This is a genomic window from Campylobacter lari subsp. concheus (assembly GCF_008245025.1).
In the GTDB taxonomy this organism is placed as follows: Bacteria; Campylobacterota; Campylobacteria; order Campylobacterales; family Campylobacteraceae; genus Campylobacter_D; species Campylobacter_D concheus.
This window is the reverse complement of the sequence record NZ_CP043426.1, coordinates 1,263,700-1,287,551: the sequence shown is the minus strand read 5'-3', so window position 1 is coordinate 1,287,551 and position 23,852 is coordinate 1,263,700. Positions and strand designations below refer to the sequence as shown.

Below are 23,852 nucleotides of genomic sequence, written 5' to 3'. Positions count from 1 at the left end.
ATGAATGATAAATTAAGCCAGGTTTTGCAAAAACAACAAGCGCAAATTGCAGAACCAGATGTGGATAAAGAAGAGGATATTATTCAGCTTGTTGGTTTTGTGGTAGGAGATGAGGAATATGCTATTCCTATTCTTAATATTCAAGAAATTATTAAACCTATAGAATATACTAGGGTTCCAAGTGTACCTGATTATGTTTTAGGTGTGTTTAATATGAGGGGTAATGTTATGCCTTTGATAGATCTTGCAAAAAGATTTAATCAAGGTAGTTCTAAAATGACACCTCAAACTAGATACATTGTTTTAAAAGGTGTAGCAAATGGAAATCAAACTCCTGCAGGTAATGCGGGTTTTGTGATAGATAGATTAACAGAGGCTATCAAAATTCACAGAAGCAGAATTGATCCGCCACCTGAAACTTTACTAAAAGAAAAAGGTATGATTTTTGGTATAGGTAAAAGAGAAGAAAATATTTTAACTATATTAAAAGCTGAAGCTTTGTTAAAGCGTGAGTTTTAATGATAAAGCTTTGCGCCTTTGACTTTGACTCTACGCTTATGGATGGGGAAACCATCGATATTTTAGCACAAGAGTATAATGTCGGTGATGCTGTTAAAAGCATCACTGAGAAAGCAATGAATGGTGAGCTTGATTTTTTTGAAAGCTTAAGTGCTAGAGTAGCCTTACTTGAGGGAATGCCAGTTGATCAAGTAAGAAGGTGCTGTGAAAATTTACCTTTGATGAATGGCGCTAAAGAATTGTGCGAGTATTTAAAAAATAAAAATACAAAAATTATTGTTTTTAGTGGTGGATTTCATGAAGGAATTGATTTAATACAAAATAAACTTCATTTTGATTTTGGTTTTGCTAACTTTTTACATAGTAAAAACGGTGTTTTAACAGGAAAAGTTGGTGGAGAAATTATGTTTAACAACTCAAAAGGTATTATACTGCAAAGACTTAAGAAATTTTTAAATTTAAAAACAGAAGAAATTATGTGTGTGGGCGATGGAGCTAATGATATTTCTATGTTTAAAGAATGTGGATTAAAAATAGCTTTTTGTGCCAAAGAAATTTTAAGATCTCATGCAGATATTTGTGTAGATAAAAAAGATTTAAAAGAAATAATAAAGGTAATACAATGAAAAAATTTTCACTATGGTGTGATTTTATAGAAAATGAATTTTTAGATCATGAATTTTTAGATTTAATATACTCAAAAACAATCAATGGCGCTACTTCAAATCCTGCTATTTTTAAAAATGCGATTTTAAACTCAGCTATTTATAAAGAAAAAATCGAAAAATCAAATCTTAAAGATAAAAAAGCCTTATATGAGTATCTTGCGGTAGAAGATATAGCTAAAGCCGCAGATAAATTAGCTATTAATTATTATGAAAATAATGATGGTTTTATTAGTATTGAAATTGATCCAAGATTAAAAGATAATACTAGTTTATCTTTGGCTGAGGCAAAAAGATTATACACGCAAATTGCAAAAGAAAATGTTATGATGAAAATTCCTGCTACAGAAGCTTCTTATGAGGTAATGCGAGAATTGATGAAAAATGGCATTAGTGTAAATGCTACTTTGATTTTTGATTTTGAGCAAACTAAACAATGCTTTGAAGCTTTAAATTTAGGTTTAAAAGAATTTAGAAAAAATAATATTGTAGCCAAAAAAGAGCCTCAAGCTGTTATTAGTATTTTTGTGAGTCGTTTTGATAGATTGTTAAATAATCAAGTTTTAGATAAAAATTATATAGGAATTCTCACTGCAACTAAGGCTTATAATTATATCATTAAACAAAATGAAGCAAATATTAGAGCTTTATTTGCAAGTACAGGTGTTAAAGGTGATGATTTAGAAAAAGATTATTATATTAAAGAATTACTTTATGATAAAGCTATTAATACTGCACCGCTAGATGCTATTAGGGCTTTTAAAGGTAAGCAAATCGTATTTAAAGAGCCTTTAAAAGATGAGTGTATAGAGAAAAAATTGAATGCAAATATTTCAAAAGATGCTTTAAGTAAAGCTTGCAAGGATTTACTTGATGATGGTTTAGAACAATTTTGCATAGCTTATGAAGATATTTTAAAATCTTTATAAACTTATTTAGCTATAATTAGCGTTTATTTTTTTAGAAAGGAAACAGATGTTAGAAGGTATCGTTAGAGAGAGTATCGGTAGAAAAGCTGCTAAAGCTTTAAAAAGAGATGGTTATCTAATCGCAAACATCTACGGAAAAGGATTAGAAAACATCAATGCTGCTTTTAAAGTAAATGAATTTATTAAAGAAGTACGCAAAAAAACTACTTTGGCTTTTGATGTAAAAGTAGCAGATAAAGTATTAAATGTTGTGGTAGTTGATTATCAAAAAGATCCTGTAACTGCAGAATTAAAACACGTAGATTTAAAAGTAGCACAAAAAGGTGTTATTTCTAAATATATGGTTCCTGTAAAAATCGTAGGAACAGCTATGGGTCTTAAAAATAAAGGTGTTTTAATCCAATCAAAAAGAAGATTGAAAGTAAAATGTACAGCTGAAAACTTACCAAATTATTTTGAATTAGATGTAACTAAACTTGATGTTGGTGATGCACTTTTAATCCGCGATGTAGTTGTGCCTGAGGGTGTAACTATGGTTGACGCTGATAGAGTGGCTGTAGTTGGCGTAGAAAAAGCAAGATAAAATGACCTTAGTCGTAGGACTTGGTAATATAGGAGAACAATACGCCCAAACCCGTCATAATGTAGGGTTTATGCTAATTGACTTAATTTTGAAAGACTTACAAACAACAATGCTTTCAAATGCTAAATTTAAAGGAGAGCTTTTTAAAAGCTCTTCTACTCTTTTTTTAAAACCTTCCACTTATATGAATTTATCCGGAGAAAGCGTAAAAGCTGTTAGCGAATACTATAAATGTGATAGAATTATTGTAATCCATGATGATATAGATTTAAATTTAGGTGCTTTGAAATTTAAAATAGGTGGATCAAGTGGTGGGCATAATGGACTTAAAAGTATAGATAATCTTTGTGGTAATGCTTATGAGAGAGTACGCATAGGAGTAGGAAAAGGACAAGATGTAATTTCTCATGTTTTGGGGAAATTTAAACAAGAAGAGCAAGAAAGCTTAATTAAGGTTTTAGAACATAGCAAAAAAGCCTTACTTGAGCTTTTAAATTCTGATATAGAAAAAATCGCTTCAAAATATTCTTTAAAAAGTTAAACGATGAGTATATTTTTTCGCTATATTTCATCTTTGTATTTAAAATCATTTTTTATTTTATTTTTTTCTTTGACTTTTTTCTTTGTAGCGATTGATTTTTTGCTCAATTTCAATAGACTGCCAAAAAGTGCAAATTTAGAGCTTTTGTATATATTTTTCTTAACATGCTCAGCAGCTTCTTATATACTACCTTTAGCTATAGTCCTTGCTTTGGTTTTATGTATTTTTAATATGATACGCTCGAATGAATTTGTTAGCTTATATGCTTTGGGTTTAAGTAAAAATCAAGTGATTTTTTATCCTTTTTTATGGGCTATGTTTTTTTGTTGTGTTTATGTAGGACTTAATTTTAGCTCTTTTGCTTATGCAGATGAATATAAAAGTAATATCCTTAAGCGTGGCGTTATGGATAGAGAGGGCGGGGAAGTTTTGATTAAATATAATGATAAATTTATTTATATACAAAAAACAAATTCTCAAACCCTATATAATGTAAAGATCTTTGATGTAAAAAATTTAGACATTCAAAGTATAATCCATGCAAAAACTGCTAAATTTAATGGAGATTCTTGGGATTTAAATGATGCTAAATCTACTAATGTACCACAAAATTTGATTGTTTCAAAAGAGGGTTTAAGTATAGAAGAATTTAAAAATATTAAAGGTTTAGAAGACTTTTCTCCAAAAATTTTAGAAAGAATTTCTTTGGTAGAGAGTAATCCTTCTTATTCTATTTTAGACGCACTAGAAAGTATGGTGATTTTTGCAAAACAAAATATTTCTACTAATACACTTAGAACAAGTTTATACTCTTTAGTTCTTACACCATTTTTTGCACCATTTTTGATGCTTATTGTGTATTATTATTTTCCTTTAACTGCAAGATTTTTTAATCTCGCGCTTTTAGCTTTTGTATTTTTTGTGTGCATACTTTTGGTTTGGGGTTTGTTGTTTTTATTAACAAGATTGAGTGAAAATGAAATTTTACTTCCAGAGCTTGGTATAATGCTACCAGTATTTATTTTAATGAGTATAGGAAGTTTTTATTATTTTAAACACAAATAACTACAAGTGAGGTTTTTATGGATTATTTAAAACTAGCAAAAGAATACAGCACACCATTTTATATTTATGATTTTGATAAAATTAAAGAGCGTTTTACAATGTTAAAAGATGCTTTTAAAGCAAGAAAATCACAAATTTTTTATGCAGTTAAAGCAAATTCTAATTTAAGTGTTTTAAAACTTTTAGTTTCTTTAGATAGCGGGTTTGATTGTGTTAGTGCAGGTGAGATTTATAGAGCTTTAAAAGCAGGGGCTAAAAATTATAAAATTATTTTTAGCGGGGTAGGTAAAAGTGCTGATGAGTTAAAATATGCTTTAGAGCAAAACATACTTTATGTAAATTTAGAAAGCTATGAAGAAATGCTTCTTTTGGAACAAATTGCTAAAGAAAGTCAAAAGATAGCTCGTATAAGCATAAGAGTAAATCCAAATGTAGATGCTAAAACACACCCTTATATTTCCACAGGTCTGCATGAAAATAAATTTGGTGTAGATATAGAAAGTGCCAAAAAAATGTATCTTTATGCTAAAAACTCACAATTTTTAGAGCCAGTTGGTGTGCATTTTCACATAGGCTCGCAAATTCTTGATGTAAGTAGTATTCATGAAGCTTCTACGATTGTTGCAAAATTAGTAAAAGAACTTTTGGCTTTAAAAATTAATATTAAATTCTTTGATATAGGTGGTGGCTTAGGGGTTTGTTATAAAGATGAGCAAGAACCAAATTTATACGATTATGCTCAAGGAATTTTAGCAAGTTTACAAGGTCTTGATGTGTGTATAGGTATGGAGCCTGGTAGATTTTTAGTGGCAAATGCAGGTGAGTTTGTTACTAAAGTTTTATATGAAAAATTTAATGATAAAAAGCGTTTTGTGATTGTTGATGGGGCGATGAATGATTTATTACGTCCAAGTTTATATAGTGCTTATCATGAAATCAAGCTTTTGAGCGAAAATAAAGAAGAGAGTCTTTGTGATATTGTTGGTGGGGTTTGTGAGAGTGGAGATTTTTTAGCTAAAGATAGAAAATTAGCTAAAACAAAAGCAGGAGACTTGATCATAGTTAAAAGCACAGGTGCGTATGGTTTTAGTATGAGTAGTAATTATAATACTCGCAATAGAGTATGTGAGCTAGCTTGTGAAAATGGTACAGTAAGAATGATTAGAAAAAGAGAAAGTTATGAGGATCAAATTGCTTTAGAGCTTGATTTTTTAAAGGATTGAAATGTTATTTTTAGATGTGCAAGGGACTTTGATTTCAGATTATGATAAAAGTCCTATAAATGGTGCTTTAGAACTCATTAAATCTTTAAATAAAGAAAAAATTCCTTATGTGATTATCACTAATAACACCAAAAGATTAGATTTTCTAAATTATTTGCAAAATTTGGGTTTTGAAATTAATGAAAAAGTTTATATTGATCCTTTTTGTGTTTTAAAAAATCATTTAAAACCTTGTAAAATAGCAGCTTTTGGAGCAAAAGAATTTTTAGATTCACTTCAAGAGTTAGGTTATGAGCTTGATTATAAAGATCCAAAAGCATTTTTACTAGCAAGTTATGATGATTTTAAATTTCAAGATTTTGCTAGTATGATAGAGTATCTTAAAAATGGTGTGCAAGCTATAGCAATGCATGAAAGTAGTATTTACAAGAAAAGCTCAAGGCTTTATCCAGGTGTTGGAAGTATCATGTCTATGCTTAAAAATGCATGCGAGTTTGATTATAAAGTCATAGGAAAACCTAGTAAGGCTTTTTATGAAAGTGCTTTAAATTTATTAAAACAGCAAGATTGCAATGTAAGTTTTGAAAAGACTTTGATTATTAGTGATGATTTTAAAGGTGATTTGCTTGGTGCTTGTGAGCTTGGCATGCAAACAGCCTTAGTTTTAAGCGGTAAAATTTCTAACACTCAAGGTCTTGATACAACTAAACTTAATTTTGTATATGATAGTATTAAGGATTACTATATATCGAGGTTTAAATGAAAGAGATAGAAAAATTACGCAATAAAATCGATACTATCGATGATAAAATTTTGGCTTTGCTTAATGAAAGAATGCTTCATGTTAAAGATATAGGAGTTATTAAGCAAAATTTAGGTGGAAGTATTTATAGACCTGAGCGTGAAAGAGCTATTATAAATAGACTTAAAAATTATAATCATGGCTTATTAGATCAAAATGCAATCGAAGCAATTTATCAAGAAATCTTTGCCGTATCAAGAAATTTAGAAATGCCCCAAAGCATAGCTTATTTAGGTCCTGAGGGAAGCTATACTCATCAAGTAGCAAGAACGCGTTTTGGTGCTATGAGTCGTTATACCCCACTTGCAAATATAGAAGATGTTTTTAAAGAATTAGCTCATAAAGAGGCAAAATATGGAGTAGTGCCTATAGAAAATAATACAGCAGGTGCAGTGGGTGTGACGCTTGATTGTCTTGGAAAATACGAAGATGTAAAGATTTTTGCTGAAATTTATATGGATATTCATCATTCTTTTGTAAGTATGAGTGAAAATTTAAAAGATATTAAACGTATATATTCTCATCCACAAGGTTATAATCAATGTAGAAATTTTTTAGAAAGTCATGATTTAAGTGAAGTTGAATTTGTAGCAAGTAAATCCACAGCTCATGCAGCTTACTTAGCTTCGCAAGATGTTACTTCAGCTGCAATTTGCTCTAAGATTGCAGCAAAACTTTATAATGTACCTATATTATTTGAAACGATTGAGGATAATTTGGCAAATCGTACTAGGTTTTTGATTTTAAGTGATATAAAAATACCTCAAATGCCCCATTGTAAAACTTCCATCTTGGCGCTTGCTGCACATAAACCAGGTGGACTTAGTGATTTATTATATGAGTTTAAGAAAGAGGGGATAAATTTAACAAAACTCGAATCACGCCCTATAAAAACAAGAGAATTTGTGCATAGTTTTTATATAGATTTTGAAGGACATATTGATGATGAAAATGTCCAAAGAGTATTAAAAAAAGCTGATCATATAAAATGGCTTGGATCATATTTATCAGGAGAAAGTAATGAAATTTAATCCTTTTTTAGAAGCTATTAAAACTTATGAAAGTGGCAAGGATATGGATTTAATTGCTAAAGAATATGGTTTAAAAGAAGTTATTAAACTAGCGAGTAATGAAAATCCTTATGGCACAAGTAAAAAAGCTAAAGAAGCTATTATAAATAATGCACATTTAGCTCATTTGTATCCTGATGATACTATGAGTGAATTAAAACAAGCTCTAGCGCAAAAATATGATATTTTAAAAGAAAATCTCATCATAGGTAGTGGGAGTGATCAAATTATAGAATATATAGTACATGCAAAACTTGATCATTCTAAGGCTTATTTGCAATGTGGGGTTAGCTTTGCTATGTATGAAATTTATGCAAAACAACTAGGAGTTAAGGTTTATAAAACCCCAAGCTTAACCCATGATTTAAATGAGTTGTATGAGTTATATCAAAAGCATAAAAATGAAATCAAAGTAATTTTTTTATGCTTACCCAATAATCCTTTAGGTGAGTGTTTGGACGCAAGTTTAGTTTTTGAGTTTTTAGAAAAAATTGATGAGGATTGTTTGGTAGCCATTGATGGAGCTTATAATGAATTTGCTTCATTTAAAGATAGCAAAAAACATATCAATCCTAAGGAATTAATCCATAAATTTCAAAATGCAGTATATCTAGGAACCTTTTCTAAGCTTTATGGTTTGGGTGGTATGAGAGTGGGTTATGGTATAGCTTGCAAGGAAATTATCAATGCATTTTATAAATTAAGAGCACCTTTTAATGTGACTAATTTGAGTTTAAAAGCTGCTGTTGCTGCGTTAGATGATGATGAGTTTGTGCAAAAAACTTTGGAAAATAATTTTTCGCAAATGAAACTTTATGAAGATTTTGCTAAAAATTATCAAATTCGATACATTCCAAGCTATACAAATTTTATTACCTATTTTTTTGATGAAAAAAATAGCACAGATTTATCTGAAAAACTGCTTAAAAACGGTATAATAATAAGAAATTTACAAAGTTATGGTTTAAATGCTGTGCGTATAAGTATAGGTACAGAGTATGAAAATTCAAGGTTTTTTGAAGAGTTTTCTAAAAATTTTTAGTTTGTAGGAAATAAATGGATTATAAAACTATACTGCACCAAGTAGGTCAACTTTATCAAAACTTAAGTTTAAGACAGCGTATTATCATTGCTGCTTCTATTGTTGTTGTAGTTGGATTTTTAGTATTTTTAACCCTTTTTAGAAGCGGCTCTACAGTAGCTAGTGAGGCTGGATATTCAGTATTGTTTGAAAATGCTAATACTAGTGATTCAGCGATGATAGTAACTCAGCTTGAAAAAAGTGGAGTTCCTTATATTTTGCGTAATGAGGGAACTATTTTAGTACCTAATGAACAAGTATATAAGCAGCGTTTAGCTATTGCTTCTGCAGGGTTATTACCAAAGGATAATAAAGTAGGTTTTGAGCTTTTTGATAAACAAGAATTTGGTGCAACAGAAGCTGAGCAAAAGGTAAAATACCAAAGAGCATTAGAAGGTGAGCTTGCTAGAACGATTGAAAGTTTAGAGCCTATCCATAGTGCCACGGTGCATATTGCTTTTGCTAAAGATACACTTTTTACTCAGCAACAAGTCCCACCAACTGCTTCAGTAGCTTTGACGATAAAAGAAGGCTTAAAGCTTAATAAAAAGCAAATTATGGGGATTAAAAACTTAATTGCTTCTTCAGTAACAAAACTTACCCCTGAAAATGTAAAAATCATGGATCAAAAAGGTATTCCTTTAGATGATGAGGGTGCTTTTGAGAGTGATTTAATCGCTGCTCAAATTAAATATAAAAGAGATCAAGAATATGAATTAGAGCAAAAAATTGTTGCTTCTATTGCTCCATTTGCGGGTGGTTATGATAGAGTAGTAGCAAAGGTTAGTATTGATTATGATTTTTCTAAAGAAGAATCACAAAGTGAAGTATATGATCCAAACACAGTTGTGCGTAGTGAGCAAACTTTAGAAGAACATAGAGAAGGCTATAAAGATAAAGAAATTCAAGGTGTACCAGGTGCTGTTTCAAACATCGGTCCTGTAGAAGGTTTAGATGATAAAGGTGCACGCGAGGTTTACACTAAAAACCAAACTACAACTAATAATGAAATTTCTAAAAAAATCACCAATACCACTAAGCAATTTGCAACTGTCAAAAGAATTTCTGCAGCTGTTGTAGTAGATGGAAAATACAAAGTAATTACTGATGATCAGGGAAATATTACTAATGAATATATTCCTTTGAGTGATAAAGAAATTCAAGCTATTGAAAATCTCACTAAAGGTGCCATAGGTTTTAATCTTGCTAGAGGTGATGCAGTTGAAGTAAATAATTTGGAATTTCATAGAACAGCTAAAGTTGAAAATAAGGTTCAAACTTTCTATTCAAGATTTGTTGAGCCATTTATCCCACCTGTTAAGTATGTCTTTGCTGCGATTTTACTTTTCATCTTTTATAAAAAAGTTATTGTGCCATTTTCACAAAAAATGCTTGCAGATATCAAGCTTGAAGAAGAGATGGAAGGCAAAGACGGGCAAATCATTGATGAGGCTGAAGATGCTATTGAAAAATTCAATGCAGCACGTAGAAAAGTTGAAGAACAACTTGGCTTTGGAGATAATTTTGATGAAGATGCGCTTCAATATGATGTCTTGCTCGAAAAATTAAGAGCAGTAGCTAATGAAAAAGGTGAAGAAGTAGCATTATTGTTACAAAAACTTGTTGAAAATGAAGCTGAATTTGGTGAGAAGGATATCTGATGATAAAGCTTAGTGAAGAACAAAAAATGGTCTATGATGACCTTTCTATGCCAGAAAAGGTCGCAATTTTTTTAATCCAGCTTGGAGAAGATGTAACGACGGTTTTATTTTCTCATATGGATATTAATGTCATCACTGAAATTTCTCGCTATATTGCTTTAGCAAAAAATGTTGACAAACCAGTTGCTACTGCGGTGCTTGAGGAATTTTATACTTTATTACAATCAAACCAATATCTAAAAAGCGGCGGTTTGGAATATGCGAAAGAAATTTTATTTAGAACTTTTGGTCCTGAAATTGCCAATAAAATTTTGGAAAAACTTACCAAAAGTATGGAAAATAACCAAAATTTTGCTTATCTTTCTCAAATCAAACCACAACAGCTTGCTGACTTTATCATTAAAGAACACCCTCAAACCATAGCTTTGATTTTAGCTCATATGGATACTACTCAAGCTGCTGAAACTTTGGAGTATTTTAGCGATGAGTTAAGAGCTGAGGTTGTAATAAGAATGGCAAATCTTGGGGATATTTCACCTTCAATTATCAAAAGAGTATCTGCTGTGCTTGAAAGTAAACTTGAAAGTCTTACTTCTTATAAAGTTGAAGTGGGTGGTCCAAGAGCGGTTGCTGAAGTGCTTAATCGCTTGGGTCAAAAAGCATCCAAAACAACACTTTCTTATATTGAGCAAAGTGATGAAAAACTTGCTACAACCATTAAAGATTTAATGTTTACTTTTGATGATATTTCTCAGCTTAGTACTAATGCGATTAGAGAAGTTTTAAAAGCTGCTGATAAACGCGATTTGATGATAGGTTTAAAGGGTGCAAGCGAGGATTTAAAACAAAAATTTATGGCAAATATGTCAACGCGTGCTGCTGAAGCTTTTGTAGAAGAAATGGGCTTTTTGGGTGCTGTACGTGTAAAAGATGTTGAAGAGGCTCAAAGAAAAGTTGTAGAAGTGGTGCAAAAACTTGCAGAACAAGGTCTTATCCAAGTGGGTGAGGCTGATGAGATGATAGAGTAAGATTATGGCTAAATTAACTAATGTAATTTCACCTGAAAACATTTCTGCTCATGTAGTTGAGGGATATCATTTTAAGGTTATGAGCGAAATGTCTTCTAGTGAAGAGCAAAAACAAGAAGAAACTCAAACTATAAATCAAACTTCTCTGGCTCAAAATGCTACTCAGCAAGCAGTGGAAAATCAAACAGTAGAAACTACCCCACAAGCTCCACAACCACAAATCCAACCTGATTTTGTAGAAGATTTGCTTAAAAAAACTGATGAAATGTCAGGAAATATTATTAAGCTACAAATGCAAATAGAAAGCCAAGAGGCTGAATTTAACAATCGTTTAAATACAGAATTAGAACATGCAAAAGAAAAATTTACCAAAGAAGGTTATGAACAAGCTCAAAAAAATTTTGAAAGTGAATTAGAAGCTTTAAAAGAAAAATACTTAAAAAGTGTAGAAAAACTTGAAAACACAGTGCAAAATTTAAATGAGTTTTTATCTAAAAATGAAAAAGAATTAGCCGATACAGCTGTAATTATCGCAAAAGAAGTGATTGCAAAAGAACTTGAGGAAAATTCCTCACTTATAGCATTAAATTTGGCAAAAGAGCTTATGAATGAGCTTAAAAATGCTACTAAAATAGAATTAAAACTTAGCCCTGATGATTTTGAATATGTAAAATCACATTTAGAACAAGAGCAAAGTAATATCAAATTTAGCCTTGATGATGCGATTAATAAGGGGAGTATTTTAATATTAAGTGATGCAGGCAATATAGAATCAAACCTTAATAATCGTTTGCAAAAAATCAAAAATATGGTTAATGAATGATAGACTTAAATAACTTAAATATTAAAAATATGCAAATTAAAGAGTTAGAAAATTTAGCTAATAATTTGCGTGAAGTTATTATAGATACAGTGAGTAAAAATGGTGGACATTTAAGTTCAAATTTAGGTGTTGTGGAACTTAGTATAGCCATGCATTATGTTTTTGATGTAAAAAAAGATCCTTTTGTTTTTGATGTTTCACACCAATCTTATCCACACAAACTTTTAAGTGGTAAAATAAGTAATTTTCATACTCTAAGACAATTTAATGGTTTAAGTGGTTATACAAAGCCTGATGAGGGAGATTATTTTGTAGCAGGACATTCAAGCACTTCTATATCTTTAGCAGTTGGAGCTTGCAAGGCTATAAGATTAAAAAATGAAGATCGCTTGCCTGTTGTATTAATAGGCGATGGAGCGCTTAGTGCGGGTATGGCTTATGAAGCTTTAAATGAGCTTGGCGATAGAGAATATCCTTGTGTAATTATTTTAAATGATAATGAGATGAGTATATCAAGGCCAATTGGAGCTATTTCAAAATATCTTTCTCAAGCAATGGCAACGCAGTTTTATCAAAAGTTTAAAAAACGCATAGAAAATCTTTTAGAATACTTTCCTCAAGGTGCATCTTATATGGCAAAGCGTTTTGAAGAGGGTTTAAGACTTATTACACCAGGACTTTTGTTTGAAGAATTAGGGCTTGAGTATATTGGGCCTATTGATGGACATAATTTAAATGAGGTTATTAATGCGCTCAATCAAGCAAAAGCTATGAAAAAACCTTGCGTTGTGCATGCGCAAACTATCAAAGGCAAGGGTTATGCATTAGCCGAGGGAAAAAATGCTAAATGGCATGGAGTAGGTGCTTTTGATAGAAGTAGCGGGGAGAGTTTAAAGGCAAATATAAGTAAAAAAAGCGCCACAGAAATTTTTTCAAATACCCTACTGAATTTAGCTCAAAAATATGAAAATATAGTGGGTGTGACCGCTGCTATGCCAAGTGGTACTGGACTTGATAAATTAATAGAGAAATATCCTGAACGTTTTTGGGATGTCGCAATTGCAGAACAACATGCAGTTACTTCTATGGCGGCTATGGCAAAAGAAGGTTTTAAACCTTTTATAGCAATTTATAGTACTTTTATGCAAAGAGCTTATGATCAAGTAATTCATGATTGTGCTATTATGAATTTAAATGTAGTTATAGCTATGGATAGAGCAGGAATTGTAGGAGAAGATGGAGAAACTCATCAGGGTGTTTTTGATGTTAGTTTTTTAAGTGCTATACCAAATATTACCCTAGCGGCTCCAAGAGATGAGGCTATGATGGAAAAGATCATGGAATATGCATATTTTCATCAAGGCGTTTTTGCTTTTCGTTATCCTAGGGGTAATTTTTTATTAAATGATGATTTTAATCCATGCGAGATAAAACTTGCCAAAGCTCAAATTTTATCTAAAGCACAAAGTGATAAAGTATTTTTAGGTTTTGGTCAAGGTGTGGCTAAGGCAAAACTAGCTTTAGATAAATTTGGATTAGATTATGCGAGCTTAATAGATTTGATTTTTGCAAAGCCTTTAGATGAAGAGCTTTTAAAAGAGTTGGCAAAAGATACAAAAACTTGGTTTGTTTTTTCAGATAGTGCTAAAATAGGCGGAGTGGGAAGTTTGATTGCAAATTTTTTACAACAAGAAAATCTTTATCATATAAAACTAGTAAGTTTTGAATTTGAAGATCAATTTATAGCCCATGGCAAAACAAATGAAGTAGAAAAATTTTTAGAGCTTGATATTGATTCATTGTGTCAAAAAATTAAAATTTATTAAAAGATAAAAAATATCTTTTAATATAATCATTTTTTTATAAAAAAAGAGTTATACTATATGTAAAAATATTTGGAGAATAGACTATGGAACTTATTCAAATGCTTAAAAATTGTGATTTAAAAGCTACTCCACAAAGACTTTGTATTTTAAAAATTTTAAAACGCCATGAGCATCCTAATATAGAATCTTTGTATGAAAGTATTAAAGAAGAATATCCTTCTATCTCATTAGCTACGGTATATAAAAATTTAAATACCTTAAAAGAACAAGGTTTGGTGGTAGAAATTAATACTCCAAATCAAAAAACTTGTTATGACATTTATGAATATCCACATATTCATGTAATTTGTAGTAAATGCAATCATATAGAAGATGTGCGCTATGAAGATAGTGGGATTAATAAATACCAAGAAGATCTTGAGAAAAAGATTGGTAATATTATTGATTATCTTGGTGTATTTGCCTATGTGAATGGTTGTAAGTCTTGCAAGTAAAATGATTTGCGAAGTACAAAAACGCTTTTTAATTGAAAATGATGATTTTATCAAAATTTTAAAAAAAGAAAAACTTGCTTATTCTAAGGATAAAATACGTGTATTTTTTACACGTATAAATCCTTTTTGTGATATCAAATATAAAAAAATCAATCAAGATTATTATCAATTTACATTTTATAAATTGCATGATATTTTAGATAAGAAAATTCATAAAATATCTAAAAAAGAATTTAAACATCAAGGTAAAAATGCTATAACCAATATGGTGAAAAAAACAAGAATTAGTTTTGAGCTTGATAATACTCAATTTTTCCTTTATAAATTTAAAAACAATTTAAAAAATTTAGTCATTTTAAAAGTGATTTTTTTCACTATTGAAGAAGCAAAGCGGTTTGTTTTACCTCATTTTTTTAAAAATTATAAAGAAATTACATATGATGAGAATTTTTATAGTAAAAATTTAGCATTATATGGGGATTTTTCTAAAGTTTTTGATAGTGCTAGATGTATTAAAATTTTAGATAAACAAAAAGATATTAACTTACATTTTCCAAATCAAATTCAAAGTTTTAATGCCGGTAAAATTTTACTTTTTGTTCTTTTAAAAAACTTAAAAAATGACAGATTAAATTTTTTAAAAAATTCAAGTGAAAAAAACTTGGAACAATGTTTTATAAGTCTTAAACAAATTTGTTTTTGTTTTGATGTTTTTGACACTCTTTTTGAAAAAAATATTCAAAATAAGCTAAAACAACAATTCTTATTTTTGATAAATCAAATTAATATGAAAAAATACCATGAGTTTGAATTAGAAAAATATATTTTTATTTTAAGCGATGAAAAAATTAATGATATTTTTCTTGATATGGATTTTATTTTAAAAAATGATTATGAATTTTATCAAGGAAAAAATCAAATTTTAAAGTCTTTAATAGCTTTTAAACTAAGAAAAGAATTAGTTTTTTTAAAGAAAAAAATTGTAAAATCTCAAACAAATCTTGAAGAAGAATTAGAAAAAATAAAATTTTTATTATGCTATTTTGCAACTATGTTTGAAGAAAAAAGCATTAAAAAGTTGAAAAATTATTTTAAATATAAGCATTTAGATCAAAATTCTTATGATGAAAATATAATAAAACAAATTGAAAAAAGCATCAAAAAATTAAAAATATATAGTTAGGAAAAACATGCAAAAACAAGAAAAAATAGTTAAAATGTTTGATGATATAGCACCAACTTATGATAAGGCTAATAGAATTTTAAGCTTTGGAAGTGATGTGAGTTGGAGAAAAAAAGCTTGTTTGGATGTTTTTAAATTTTCTAATAGTGAACTTGATATTATCGATGTAGCTTGTGGTACGGGCGATATGATTATAGAATGGCAAAATCAAGCCTTAAGAGCAAATAAAAATATCATTAGCATAAAAGGGGTTGATCCAAGTGCGGGCATGCTTGAAGTGGCTAAGAAAAAAATTCCTGATGCGACTTTTGTGCAAGCAAAAGCACAAGAACTTCCACTTGAAAATGAAAGTGCAGACATCGTAAGTATAAGTTATGGTATACGCAATGTGGTAGATAGAAAAGAAGCCATAAAAGAATTTGCAAGAGTGTTAAAAAAGGATGGGATTTTACTTGTGCTTGAATTTACCAAAAGAGAGCAGGGTGGTTTTATAGCTGCTTGTAGAGATTTTTACTTAAAAAATATTTTGCCAAAAGTAGGTGGATTTATCAGTAAAAATTATAGTGCTTATGAGTATTTACCAAGTTCTATAGAAGATTTTTTAAGCAAAGAAGAATTCATTAAAGAATTGAGTGGGTATTTTGAAATGCTAGAGTATAAAAGCTTTAGTTTTGGTGTTTGCTCTATGTTTATTGCAAGAAAAAAATGAAAGTTTCAGAACTTAATCTAAAAGCTAAAAGTTTATTAGAATTTCATCTTGATGATGTAGAGCTTAGTGGAGAAATTTCTAAAATTACCATTCATAGTTCAGGGCATTGGTATTTTGATTTAAAAGATGAAAAATCAAGCATAGCTTGTGTGATGTTTAAAGGTTTTAATCAATTTGTTCAAGCTAAACCTAAGGTTGGCGATATGCTTGATCTAAGAGGTTATGTAAGTTTATATGAAGCAAGTGGTAGATATCAATTTATCGCTAAAAGTATGCAGAAAACAAGCTTTGGGGATTTAGAAGCTAAATTTTTAGCCCTAAAAGAAAAGCTTGAAAAAGAAGGTTTATTTGATGCAAATGTTAAAAAAAGCATTGTTAAATTTCCCAAAAAAATAGGTATAATCACTTCTTTTACTTCAGCTGCTTTGCAAGATATGTTAAAGTTAATTTCGCAAAAAGAATACAATCTTTGTAAAATAACTATTTTTAATGCTCTCACTCAAGGACAAAGCGCTCCAAATTCTTTGATAAATGCTTTAAAAAAAGCTGATGAGTGTAATTTAGATGCGATTATTTTAGCAAGAGGTGGTGGAAGTAGAGAAGATTTATTTTGTTTTAATGATGAAGAACTTGCAAGATGTATTTTTTCTTTAAAAACGCCTATTGTTTCTGCTATTGGACATGAGATTGATTATGTTATTAGTGATTTTGTAGCAGATTTAAGAGCACCAACTCCAAGTGCGGCTATTGATATGATTTTTCCAAATAAACTAAGTTTAGAGCAAGGACTTGATGAGCTCGCTATGCGTTTTAAAAACCAAATATTAAATCATCTTAAGTTTTATCAAAATAAAATAGATCATTTGCAAAATTTAGCCAAAGCGAAATCTTTAGAAAATACTTTTTTTCTTAGAAAACAAAAGCTTGATTTTTTACAAAGTCAACTAGAGAGCGTTTTAAATTTAAAATTATTAAATTATGAAAACAAACTTAATAATTTTGAAGAGCTTTTAACTCAGCATAAAAATTTTTTTGATAAAAGTAAAAATTTGATAAATTTACAAAAAGATGGCAAAAATATTTCTCTTGAAAAACTAAAAAAGGGAGATATTGTAAAACTTTGCTCAATAAATGAGAGTAAAGAAGCTCAAATACTATAAAAAGGAGACAGAATGAGAGTAATGAATTTTAGTGCAGGTCCTTCAAACTTGCCTGATGAGGTTTTAAAAGAAGCACAGGAGTATTTGTTTGATTATCATGGCAAAGGCTTTTCTATTATGGAAGTTTCTCATCGTGGAAAGGTTTTTGAAGAAGTGCATTTTGAAGCTATTAAAATGGCAAAAGAGCTTTATGGTGTAAATGATGATTACGAAGTACTTTTAATGCAAGGTGGAGCTAGTTTGCAATTTGCTATGATACCTATGAATTTATATATGGGTGGAGTTTGTGAATTTGCTAATACTGGTGTTTGGACTAAAAAGGCTATTAAAGAGGCTGAAATTTTAGGAGTAAATACAAAAATAGTAGCAAGTAGCCAAGAAAGTGAGTTTGACCATATCCCACAATTTGAATTTAGTGATAATCCAGATTATGCTTATATATGCTCTAATAATACCATTTATGGAACCCAATATAAATGCTATCCAAAGACTAAAAGTCCTTTGATAATTGATGCTTCTAGTGATTTTTTCTCTAAAAAGATAGATTTTTCTAATGTTGCTATGCTTTTTGGTGGGGTGCAAAAAAATGCAGGAATTTCAGGACTTGCTTGTGCATTTGTGCGTAAAGATATGATAGAGCGTAGTAAAAACAAAAATATACCTAGTATGTTAAAATATAGCGTTTATGCTGAAAATAACTCTTTATTTAATACACCAGCAACCTTTGCTATATATATGTTTAATCTTGAAATGAAATGGCTTTTAAATCAAGGTGGCTTAGATAAAATCAATGAGCAAAACATACAAAAGGCTAAAATTTTATATGATGTGATTGATGAGAGTAATGGTTTTTATAAAGGTCATGCAAAAAAAGAAGATAGATCGTTAATGAATGTTAGTTTTAATATAGCTCATGATAAAAACTTAGAACCAGTTTTTGTAAAAGAAGCTGAAGAAAATGGTATGATAGGTCTTAAGGGACATAAAATTTTAGGTGGAATTCGTGCTAGTATTTATAATTCTATCAGCATTGAAAAGGTTCAAAAGCTAAGTGAATTTATGAAAGATTTTGCTAAAAAACATGCTTGATTTTTGGTGATTTTCACCAAAAATCATTTTTTGTATAGTAAAAACTTTACTCTTTAATGTTTATCAGCATTTTCCTAAGCCACTATTATATTTTTTTTCAAGAAAATCTTTAAAAAATTCTTTTCTACTTTTGCAAGGTGTTTTAGGATGTTTTTCTCTCATATGTTCAAGATATTTATCATAACTTGCGACTCCAACTAAAGGATGAAAAAACCTTTCGGATTTTTCATACCATAATTTAAGTTTTTTTATCATGCTTTTTCCTTTTTTAATGCTATATAAGGACTTTCTTTTAAAGGAATGTTTAATTTTTTGATAAAAATTCCAAAGCAAGAAAGTATAACAAGCAAAGTGGTAATCATGAAAAACACACATAAAATTGCATTTATTAAATTGGAATTTTTAGTTTGAGATGCTAATTTTATATCTTTTTTGATTTGCTCGATTATTGCTTCATCTTGTGTTTGAGAAAGTTTTAAATTAAATTCTTGTATTTTTTGTGCATTTATTTGTACAGCAGCAACATGACTTATAGCATTATGTATCTTATCACCTTCTTTATAAGGAAGTACTTTTTGGATTCCTCCATAAAGGGTTGCAACCAAAACAAAAGCAGCAGGAAGTAATGTTACCCAAGTATATTTAGCTTTTCCCATTTTAAATAAAATTGCACTTGCTAAAAGTAATGCCATGCCAGCAAGCATTTGATTACTCACTCCAAAAAGTGGCCATAATGAGTAAATTCCGCCTTTTGGATCTATCGCTCCTTGATAGAGAAAATACCCCCATCCACCAACACTTAAAGCTGTTGCAAAAATTCCTGCTAAGGTATTATTGATATTTCCTAAAGGTTTATAAATATTACCCAATATATCTTGCGCCATAAATCTACAAGCTCTTGTCCCAGCATCAACAGCGGTTAAAATAAACAAGGCCTCAAATAAAATAGCAAAGTGATACCAAAAACCCATTAAATTCACTCCACCAAATAATTCATGTAAAATCAAAGCAACTCCTACGGCAAATGTTGGTGCTCCACCAGTTCTTGATAGTATGCTTTGTTCGCCTATATTTGTAGTTAAAGTAGTGATTTCCTCAGGAGTTATTTTAAAACCCCAGCTAGAAATAGTGGCAGCTGCGTTTGCAACATCTACACCTATAGTAGCAGCAGGTGCATTAATGGCAAAGTAAAGACCAGGGTGTAAAATACAAGCACAAATTAAAGCCATGATAGCCACAGCACTTTCCATAAGCATAGAGCCATATCCAACGGCTAATGCATGGGTTTCATTTTCAAGCATTTTAGGGGTTGTACCACTTGAAATTAATGCGTGAAAACCACTAATAGCTCCGCATGCAATAGTAATAAATAAAAATGGAAAAATTGCCCCAGCAAATACAGGTCCGCTTCCATCTAAATATTGAGAATTAATTTTTGGCATTTGTAGATCAGGTGCTACAAATACGATAGCTAAAGCCATAACCACAATAACACCGATTTTTAAAAAAGTCGATAAATAATCTCTTGGAGCAAGTAAAAACCAAACAGGTAAAATTGCAGCTATAAAACCATAAGCCATCATAATAAGTGCTAAGGTTGGCGCATCAAAGGTAAAGATTTTTGCCCAATAAGGATCAGCAGCTATTTCACTTCCATAATGTATGGCTAATATGAGCAATATAAAACCTATAATAGAAGCTTCACCAACCCTACCAGGTCTTAAAAATCTCATATAAATTCCCATAAAAATAGCAATAGGAATAGTCATTGCAATGGTAAATAATCCCCATGGAGACTCTGCTAAAGCTTTTACAACAACCATAGCTAAAATTGCAATAATTATAAGCATAATTCCAAATATAGCGATCATTGCCACTGCGCCGACAAATTGTCCTAATTCATCTTTTATCATCTCTCCTAAAGATTTTCCATTACGACGCGTAGATATAAATAAAACTACAAAATCATGTACCGCGCCCGCCAAAACACCGCCTATTAGTATCCAAAGCATAGATGGTAAATAACCCATTTGTGCAGCAAGTATAGGACCTACTAAAGGACCAGCTCCTGCGATAGCGGCAAAATGATGCCCAAAAAGCACGATTTTATTTGTAGGGACAAAATCACATCCGTCGTTTTTAACCACAGCAGGAGTTGCTCTGTTTTTATCTAGCTCTAGCACCTTATAGGCAATATATCTACCATAAAATCTATATCCTATGATATAAATACATAAAGCAGCAATAACAAGATAAATCGCTGAAACACTTTCACCATTTTGAAGCGCTAGCATTCCAAAACAAACAGCACCAACAATGGCAATAATAAACCATAGTATTTTATTTGATGTACTCATCTTACTCCTTTTTTACTTTGTGAAATTTAGTGTAGCGTAGTTTGGTATTTTACAGTTATCTGAACGGCTTAATATAAAAATATATTACCAAAAGTAACTATAATAGGCGCTATATTTAATCAAATTAAAGAAATATTATGTAGATATAAATATGCTTTATTTTACTTATTTTGTGTAAAATATTGGTTTTAAAATAAGGTAGTTGTAGTATGAATAATGACAAAATAAGTATCATTGGTGCTAAGGAAAATAATCTTAAAAATATCAACTTAGAAATTCCTAAAAATAAACTCATAGTTTTTACAGGACTTAGTGGAAGTGGTAAATCTACTTTAGCCTTTGGCACGCTTTATGCAGAAGGACAACGTCGCTATATTGAAAGTTTAAGTGCTTATGCGAGGCAGTTTTTAGATAAAGTAGGTAAGCCAAATGTTGATAAAATAGAAGGTTTAACTCCTGCTATTGCTATTGATCAAAAAACAACTTCTAAAAATCCTCGATCAACTGTTGGAACGATTACTGAAATTTATGATTATCTAAGACTTTTATATGCAAGGATTGGCTCACAACATTGTCATCAATGTGGTCAAAAAATCTCATCTATGAGTGCAGCAGATATTGTAGGTGAAATCTTAAAGCTTCCAAAAGGAGCTAAAATCATCATTTATGCACCTTTGATCAAAGAAAAAAAGGGAACTTTTGCAGATCTTTTGGAAAATTTAGTTACAAAAGGTTATGTTAGAGCGCAAATTGATGGAGTTTTAACGCGTCTTGATGAAGATATTGAGCTTGCTAAAACCAAAAAACATACTATAAAACTTGTTATAGATAGGCTTGAAGTGCAAGATGATATGCTAGCAAGACTTGCAAGCGATATAGAAAAAGGTCTTAGTGAGAGCTTTGGCGAAGTGGAAATTGAAGTTTTAAATAATGAAGAATTAAAAATACCTAAGCATTTTCATTATAGCGAGCATAATGCTTGTTTTGATTGTAAAATTTCTTTTCCTTTGCTTGAACCTTTGAGTTTTTCTTTTAATTCTCCAAAAGGCGCTTGTCCAAGTTGTGATGGTCTTGGTATAAGATATACGCTAGATATGAAAAAACTTATCAATGAAGAATTAAGCTTAGAAGCAGGAGCTATAAAGCTTTTGTATGGGTTTAATAAAAGTTATTATTATAAGTTTTTAATGGCCTTTTGTGAACAAAATGATATCAGGGTAAAAATTCCATATAATGAGTTAAATGAAGAAGAAAAGCGTCTAGTGCTTTATGGTAATGCCAAGGAAATCAACTTTTTATGGAAAAGACATCGCTTAAGCCGTAAATTTGAAGGTGCGGTTAAATATGCCTATGAAATGTTAAAAGATGAAAAAGATTTAAGCGAGTATATGAGCGAAAAAACTTGCAAAGATTGTAATGGTCATCGTTTAAGAGCTGAGAGTTTAGCTGTAAAAGTTGCTGAAAAAAATTTGGGTGAAATTTTAGATATGAGCATAGAAAATACTACTGCATTTTTTTCAAAAGAAACTAATTTTGCGTATTTAAGTGAACAAGAAAGATTGATAGCTAAACCTATTTTTAAAGAAATTAACGAAAGATTGTTTTTTCTTTATGATGTAGGACTTGGATATTTATCTTTAGGGCGTGATGCAAGAACCATTAGTGGGGGTGAGGCTCAAAGAATTCGTATAGCATCTCAAATTGGTAGTGGCTTAAGCGGGGTAATGTATGTTTTAGATGAGCCTAGCATTGGTTTGCATGAGCGAGATACAGCAAAACTCATTAAAACTTTAAGAAATCTTCAGCAAAAGGGTAATACTTTAATCGTAGTTGAGCATGATAAAATGACTATAGAAGAAGCAGATTTTATCGTAGATATTGGTCCAAATGCTGGTAAATTTGGCGGTGAGGTTGTATTTAGTGGAACTTATAAAGAATTGTCAAAAAGCAAAAGCCAAACTGCCCTTTATATGACTGGCAAAAAGCAAATTGCTCATCAAAAAAATAGAGAACAAAAAGATTTTATCAGCTTAAAAGATGTGAGTATTAATAATATTCAAAATCTAAGCGTAGATTTTCCATTGCGTAATCTTGTGGCGATTACAGGCGTTTCAGGAAGTGGTAAGAGTTCATTAATTTTACAAACTTTACTTCCATTTGCAAAAGAAGAGCTTAACCGTGCTAAAAAAGTTAAAAAACTAAGTGGGGCTAAAATAGAAGGTTTAGAAAAACTTGATAAGGTGATTTATCTTGATCAAAGCCCTATAGGTCGTACCCCGCGTTCAAATCCTGCTACTTACACAGGCGCTATGGATGAAATTCGTAATCTTTTTGCAGCTACCAAAGAAGCTAAAATGCGAGGCTATAAAGCAGGGCGTTTTTCTTTTAATGTTAAAGGTGGAAGATGTGAAAAGTGTAGCGGCGATGGTGAGATTAAAATCGAAATGCACTTTTTGCCTGATGTGATGGTAACTTGTGATGTTTGTAATGGTAAAAGATATAATGATGCAACTTTAGAGATTAAATATAAAGGTAAAAGCATAGCTGATGTTTTAAGTATGAGTATTATTGAAGCAAGTGAGTTTTTTACTTCTGTGCCAAAAATAAAACAAAAACTTGATACTTTAGTAAAAGTTGGACTTGATTATCTTACCTTAGGACAAAATGCAACTACTTTAAGTGGTGGGGAGGCTCAGCGTATCAAACTAGCTAAAGAATTAAGCAGAAGTGATACGGGAAAAACTCTTTATATTTTAGATGAGCCTACAACGGGACTTCATTTTGAAGATGTTAATAAACTTATTTTGGTTTTACAACATTTAGTTGATCTTGGAAATAGTGTGTTTGTGATAGAGCATAATTTAGATGTGATTAAAAATGCTGATTATATCATCGATATGGGACCTGAGGGTGGAGTTAAAGGTGGTAAGGTTATAGCTAAAGGTAGCGTTGAAGAGCTTGCTAAAAATCATGAAAAAAGTGGTTCTTATACGGGGTATTATCTAAATTTAGAGCTAAAAAGCACAAAAAAATAAATTGGTTGA

Annotated in this window: 22 protein-coding genes; 20 read left to right on the top strand and 2 right to left on the bottom strand. The window is 30.5% G+C overall.

Features of this window, described 5'->3' with window-relative positions; genetic code table 11:
* From CLCT_RS06630 to serC, 19 genes are all read left to right on the top strand, one after another.
* Complete coding sequence (locus tag CLCT_RS06630; RefSeq protein ID WP_039668837.1) at positions 1 to 519, top strand: chemotaxis protein CheW; 519 nt, start codon at positions 1 to 3, stop codon at positions 517 to 519.
* Positions 519 to 1,145, top strand: coding sequence for a phosphoserine phosphatase SerB (gene serB, locus CLCT_RS06625; RefSeq protein WP_039668836.1), 627 nt, complete (start codon positions 519 to 521; stop codon positions 1,143 to 1,145). Before CLCT_RS06630 ends, serB begins: the two co-directional genes overlap by 1 nt.
* Positions 1,142 to 2,113 carry a transaldolase gene (locus tag CLCT_RS06620; protein ID WP_149062656.1) on the top strand — a complete coding sequence of 324 codons (972 nt, stop codon included), beginning with the start codon at positions 1,142 to 1,144 and terminating at the stop codon, positions 2,111 to 2,113. Before serB ends, CLCT_RS06620 begins: the two co-directional genes overlap by 4 nt.
* Before the next feature lie 46 nt (positions 2,114 to 2,159).
* Positions 2,160 to 2,696 carry a 50S ribosomal protein L25/general stress protein Ctc gene (locus tag CLCT_RS06615; protein WP_149062655.1) on the top strand — a complete coding sequence of 179 codons (537 nt, stop codon included), beginning with the start codon at positions 2,160 to 2,162 and terminating at the stop codon, positions 2,694 to 2,696.
* A gap of 1 nt (position 2,697) precedes the next feature.
* Complete coding sequence (pth, locus tag CLCT_RS06610) at positions 2,698 to 3,237, top strand: aminoacyl-tRNA hydrolase (RefSeq protein WP_039668833.1); 540 nt, start codon at positions 2,698 to 2,700, stop codon at positions 3,235 to 3,237.
* A 3-nt stretch (positions 3,238 to 3,240) separates the two neighbouring features.
* Positions 3,241 to 4,302, top strand: coding sequence for an LptF/LptG family permease (locus tag CLCT_RS06605; protein ID WP_149062654.1), 1,062 nt, complete (start codon positions 3,241 to 3,243; stop codon positions 4,300 to 4,302).
* 17 nt (positions 4,303 to 4,319) lie between these two features.
* Complete coding sequence (gene lysA / locus CLCT_RS06600) at positions 4,320 to 5,525, top strand: diaminopimelate decarboxylase (protein WP_149062653.1); 1,206 nt, start codon at positions 4,320 to 4,322, stop codon at positions 5,523 to 5,525.
* Position 5,526: 1 nt separating this feature from the next.
* Positions 5,527 to 6,288: an HAD-IIA family hydrolase gene (locus CLCT_RS06595; RefSeq protein WP_149062652.1), complete on the top strand. Its 762-nt coding sequence runs from the start codon at positions 5,527 to 5,529 to the stop codon at positions 6,286 to 6,288.
* Positions 6,285 to 7,358, top strand: coding sequence for a chorismate mutase / prephenate dehydratase (locus CLCT_RS06590; protein WP_039668829.1), 1,074 nt, complete (start codon positions 6,285 to 6,287; stop codon positions 7,356 to 7,358). The genes CLCT_RS06595 and CLCT_RS06590 overlap by 4 nt, the downstream gene beginning before the upstream one ends.
* On the top strand, positions 7,348 to 8,439 hold the full coding sequence (gene hisC, locus CLCT_RS06585) for a histidinol-phosphate transaminase (protein ID WP_149062651.1): 1,092 nt from the start codon (positions 7,348 to 7,350) through the stop codon (positions 8,437 to 8,439). The genes CLCT_RS06590 and hisC overlap by 11 nt, the downstream gene beginning before the upstream one ends.
* Positions 8,440 to 8,453: 14 nt before the next feature.
* Positions 8,454 to 10,139 (top strand): flagellar basal-body MS-ring/collar protein FliF, encoded by a 1,686-nt coding sequence (gene fliF, locus CLCT_RS06580; protein WP_039668827.1) that lies wholly within the window; start codon positions 8,454 to 8,456, stop codon positions 10,137 to 10,139.
* On the top strand, positions 10,139 to 11,167 hold the full coding sequence (gene fliG, locus CLCT_RS06575; RefSeq protein ID WP_012662055.1) for a flagellar motor switch protein FliG: 1,029 nt from the start codon (positions 10,139 to 10,141) through the stop codon (positions 11,165 to 11,167). Before fliF ends, fliG begins: the two co-directional genes overlap by 1 nt.
* Positions 11,168 to 11,171: 4 nt before the next feature.
* Positions 11,172 to 11,990: a flagellar assembly protein FliH gene (gene fliH / locus CLCT_RS06570; RefSeq protein ID WP_149062650.1), complete on the top strand. Its 819-nt coding sequence runs from the start codon at positions 11,172 to 11,174 to the stop codon at positions 11,988 to 11,990.
* Entirely contained in the window at positions 11,987 to 13,816 is a 1,830-nt protein-coding gene (dxs, locus tag CLCT_RS06565) for a 1-deoxy-D-xylulose-5-phosphate synthase (RefSeq protein ID WP_149062649.1), read from the top strand. Before fliH ends, dxs begins: the two co-directional genes overlap by 4 nt.
* Positions 13,817 to 13,899: 83 nt before the next feature.
* A complete protein-coding gene (perR, locus tag CLCT_RS06560) occupies positions 13,900 to 14,310 on the top strand; it encodes a peroxide-responsive transcriptional repressor PerR (protein WP_039668824.1) in 411 nt (136 codons plus the stop codon).
* A complete protein-coding gene (locus CLCT_RS06555; protein WP_149062648.1) occupies positions 14,288 to 15,493 on the top strand; it encodes a CYTH domain-containing protein in 1,206 nt (401 codons plus the stop codon). The genes perR and CLCT_RS06555 overlap by 23 nt, the downstream gene beginning before the upstream one ends.
* A 7-nt stretch (positions 15,494 to 15,500) precedes the next feature.
* On the top strand, positions 15,501 to 16,202 hold the full coding sequence (gene ubiE / locus CLCT_RS06550; protein ID WP_149062647.1) for a bifunctional demethylmenaquinone methyltransferase/2-methoxy-6-polyprenyl-1,4-benzoquinol methylase UbiE: 702 nt from the start codon (positions 15,501 to 15,503) through the stop codon (positions 16,200 to 16,202).
* Positions 16,199 to 17,362, top strand: a complete 1,164-nt coding sequence (xseA, locus tag CLCT_RS06545) for an exodeoxyribonuclease VII large subunit (RefSeq protein WP_149062646.1) — start codon at positions 16,199 to 16,201, stop codon at positions 17,360 to 17,362. Before ubiE ends, xseA begins: the two co-directional genes overlap by 4 nt.
* A 12-nt stretch (positions 17,363 to 17,374) precedes the next feature.
* Positions 17,375 to 18,451, top strand: a complete 1,077-nt coding sequence (serC, locus tag CLCT_RS06540; RefSeq protein ID WP_149062645.1) for a phosphoserine transaminase — start codon at positions 17,375 to 17,377, stop codon at positions 18,449 to 18,451.
* A 63-nt stretch (positions 18,452 to 18,514) separates the two neighbouring features.
* Here serC and kcuS read toward each other — a convergent pair whose 3' ends face one another.
* Both kcuS and CLCT_RS06530 read right to left on the bottom strand, forming a co-directional pair.
* The gene (gene kcuS / locus CLCT_RS06535) at positions 18,515 to 18,706 is read right to left on the bottom strand and encodes a KCU-star family selenoprotein (protein WP_012662047.1); all 192 of its coding nucleotides are present in this window, start codon (positions 18,704 to 18,706) and stop codon (positions 18,515 to 18,517) included.
* Complete coding sequence (locus CLCT_RS06530; RefSeq protein ID WP_149062644.1) at positions 18,703 to 20,808, bottom strand: carbon starvation CstA family protein; 2,106 nt, start codon at positions 20,806 to 20,808, stop codon at positions 18,703 to 18,705. The genes kcuS and CLCT_RS06530 overlap by 4 nt, the downstream gene beginning before the upstream one ends.
* A 209-nt stretch (positions 20,809 to 21,017) precedes the next feature.
* Here CLCT_RS06530 and uvrA point away from each other — a divergent pair, with 209 nt between their 5' ends.
* The gene (uvrA, locus tag CLCT_RS06525; protein ID WP_149062643.1) at positions 21,018 to 23,843 is read left to right on the top strand and encodes an excinuclease ABC subunit UvrA; all 2,826 of its coding nucleotides are present in this window, start codon (positions 21,018 to 21,020) and stop codon (positions 23,841 to 23,843) included.
* Positions 23,844 to 23,852 lie beyond the last annotated feature (9 nt).

What these genes read in the sequence shown, in the direction of transcription:
- CLCT_RS06630 (WP_039668837.1), top strand. Translation starts at nt 1, where the DNA reads ATGAATGATAAATTAAGCCAGGTTTTGCAAAAACAACAAGCGCAAATT.
- serB (WP_039668836.1), top strand. Translation starts at nt 519, where the DNA reads ATGATAAAGCTTTGCGCCTTTGACTTTGACTCTACGCTTATGGATGGG.
- CLCT_RS06620 (WP_149062656.1), top strand. Translation starts at nt 1,142, where the DNA reads ATGAAAAAATTTTCACTATGGTGTGATTTTATAGAAAATGAATTTTTA.
- CLCT_RS06615 (WP_149062655.1), top strand. Translation starts at nt 2,160, where the DNA reads ATGTTAGAAGGTATCGTTAGAGAGAGTATCGGTAGAAAAGCTGCTAAA.
- pth (WP_039668833.1), top strand. Translation starts at nt 2,698, where the DNA reads ATGACCTTAGTCGTAGGACTTGGTAATATAGGAGAACAATACGCCCAA.
- CLCT_RS06605 (WP_149062654.1), top strand. Translation starts at nt 3,241, where the DNA reads ATGAGTATATTTTTTCGCTATATTTCATCTTTGTATTTAAAATCATTT.
- lysA (WP_149062653.1), top strand. Translation starts at nt 4,320, where the DNA reads ATGGATTATTTAAAACTAGCAAAAGAATACAGCACACCATTTTATATT.
- CLCT_RS06595 (WP_149062652.1), top strand. Translation starts at nt 5,527, where the DNA reads ATGTTATTTTTAGATGTGCAAGGGACTTTGATTTCAGATTATGATAAA.
- CLCT_RS06590 (WP_039668829.1), top strand. Translation starts at nt 6,285, where the DNA reads ATGAAAGAGATAGAAAAATTACGCAATAAAATCGATACTATCGATGAT.
- hisC (WP_149062651.1), top strand. Translation starts at nt 7,348, where the DNA reads ATGAAATTTAATCCTTTTTTAGAAGCTATTAAAACTTATGAAAGTGGC.
- fliF (WP_039668827.1), top strand. Translation starts at nt 8,454, where the DNA reads ATGGATTATAAAACTATACTGCACCAAGTAGGTCAACTTTATCAAAAC.
- fliG (WP_012662055.1), top strand. Translation starts at nt 10,139, where the DNA reads ATGATAAAGCTTAGTGAAGAACAAAAAATGGTCTATGATGACCTTTCT.
- fliH (WP_149062650.1), top strand. Translation starts at nt 11,172, where the DNA reads ATGGCTAAATTAACTAATGTAATTTCACCTGAAAACATTTCTGCTCAT.
- dxs (WP_149062649.1), top strand. Translation starts at nt 11,987, where the DNA reads ATGATAGACTTAAATAACTTAAATATTAAAAATATGCAAATTAAAGAG.
- perR (WP_039668824.1), top strand. Translation starts at nt 13,900, where the DNA reads ATGGAACTTATTCAAATGCTTAAAAATTGTGATTTAAAAGCTACTCCA.
- CLCT_RS06555 (WP_149062648.1), top strand. Translation starts at nt 14,288, where the DNA reads ATGGTTGTAAGTCTTGCAAGTAAAATGATTTGCGAAGTACAAAAACGC.
- ubiE (WP_149062647.1), top strand. Translation starts at nt 15,501, where the DNA reads ATGCAAAAACAAGAAAAAATAGTTAAAATGTTTGATGATATAGCACCA.
- xseA (WP_149062646.1), top strand. Translation starts at nt 16,199, where the DNA reads ATGAAAGTTTCAGAACTTAATCTAAAAGCTAAAAGTTTATTAGAATTT.
- serC (WP_149062645.1), top strand. Translation starts at nt 17,375, where the DNA reads ATGAGAGTAATGAATTTTAGTGCAGGTCCTTCAAACTTGCCTGATGAG.
- kcuS (WP_012662047.1), bottom strand. Translation starts at nt 18,706, where the DNA reads ATGATAAAAAAACTTAAATTATGGTATGAAAAATCCGAAAGGTTTTTT.
- CLCT_RS06530 (WP_149062644.1), bottom strand. Translation starts at nt 20,808, where the DNA reads ATGAGTACATCAAATAAAATACTATGGTTTATTATTGCCATTGTTGGT.
- uvrA (WP_149062643.1), top strand. Translation starts at nt 21,018, where the DNA reads ATGAATAATGACAAAATAAGTATCATTGGTGCTAAGGAAAATAATCTT.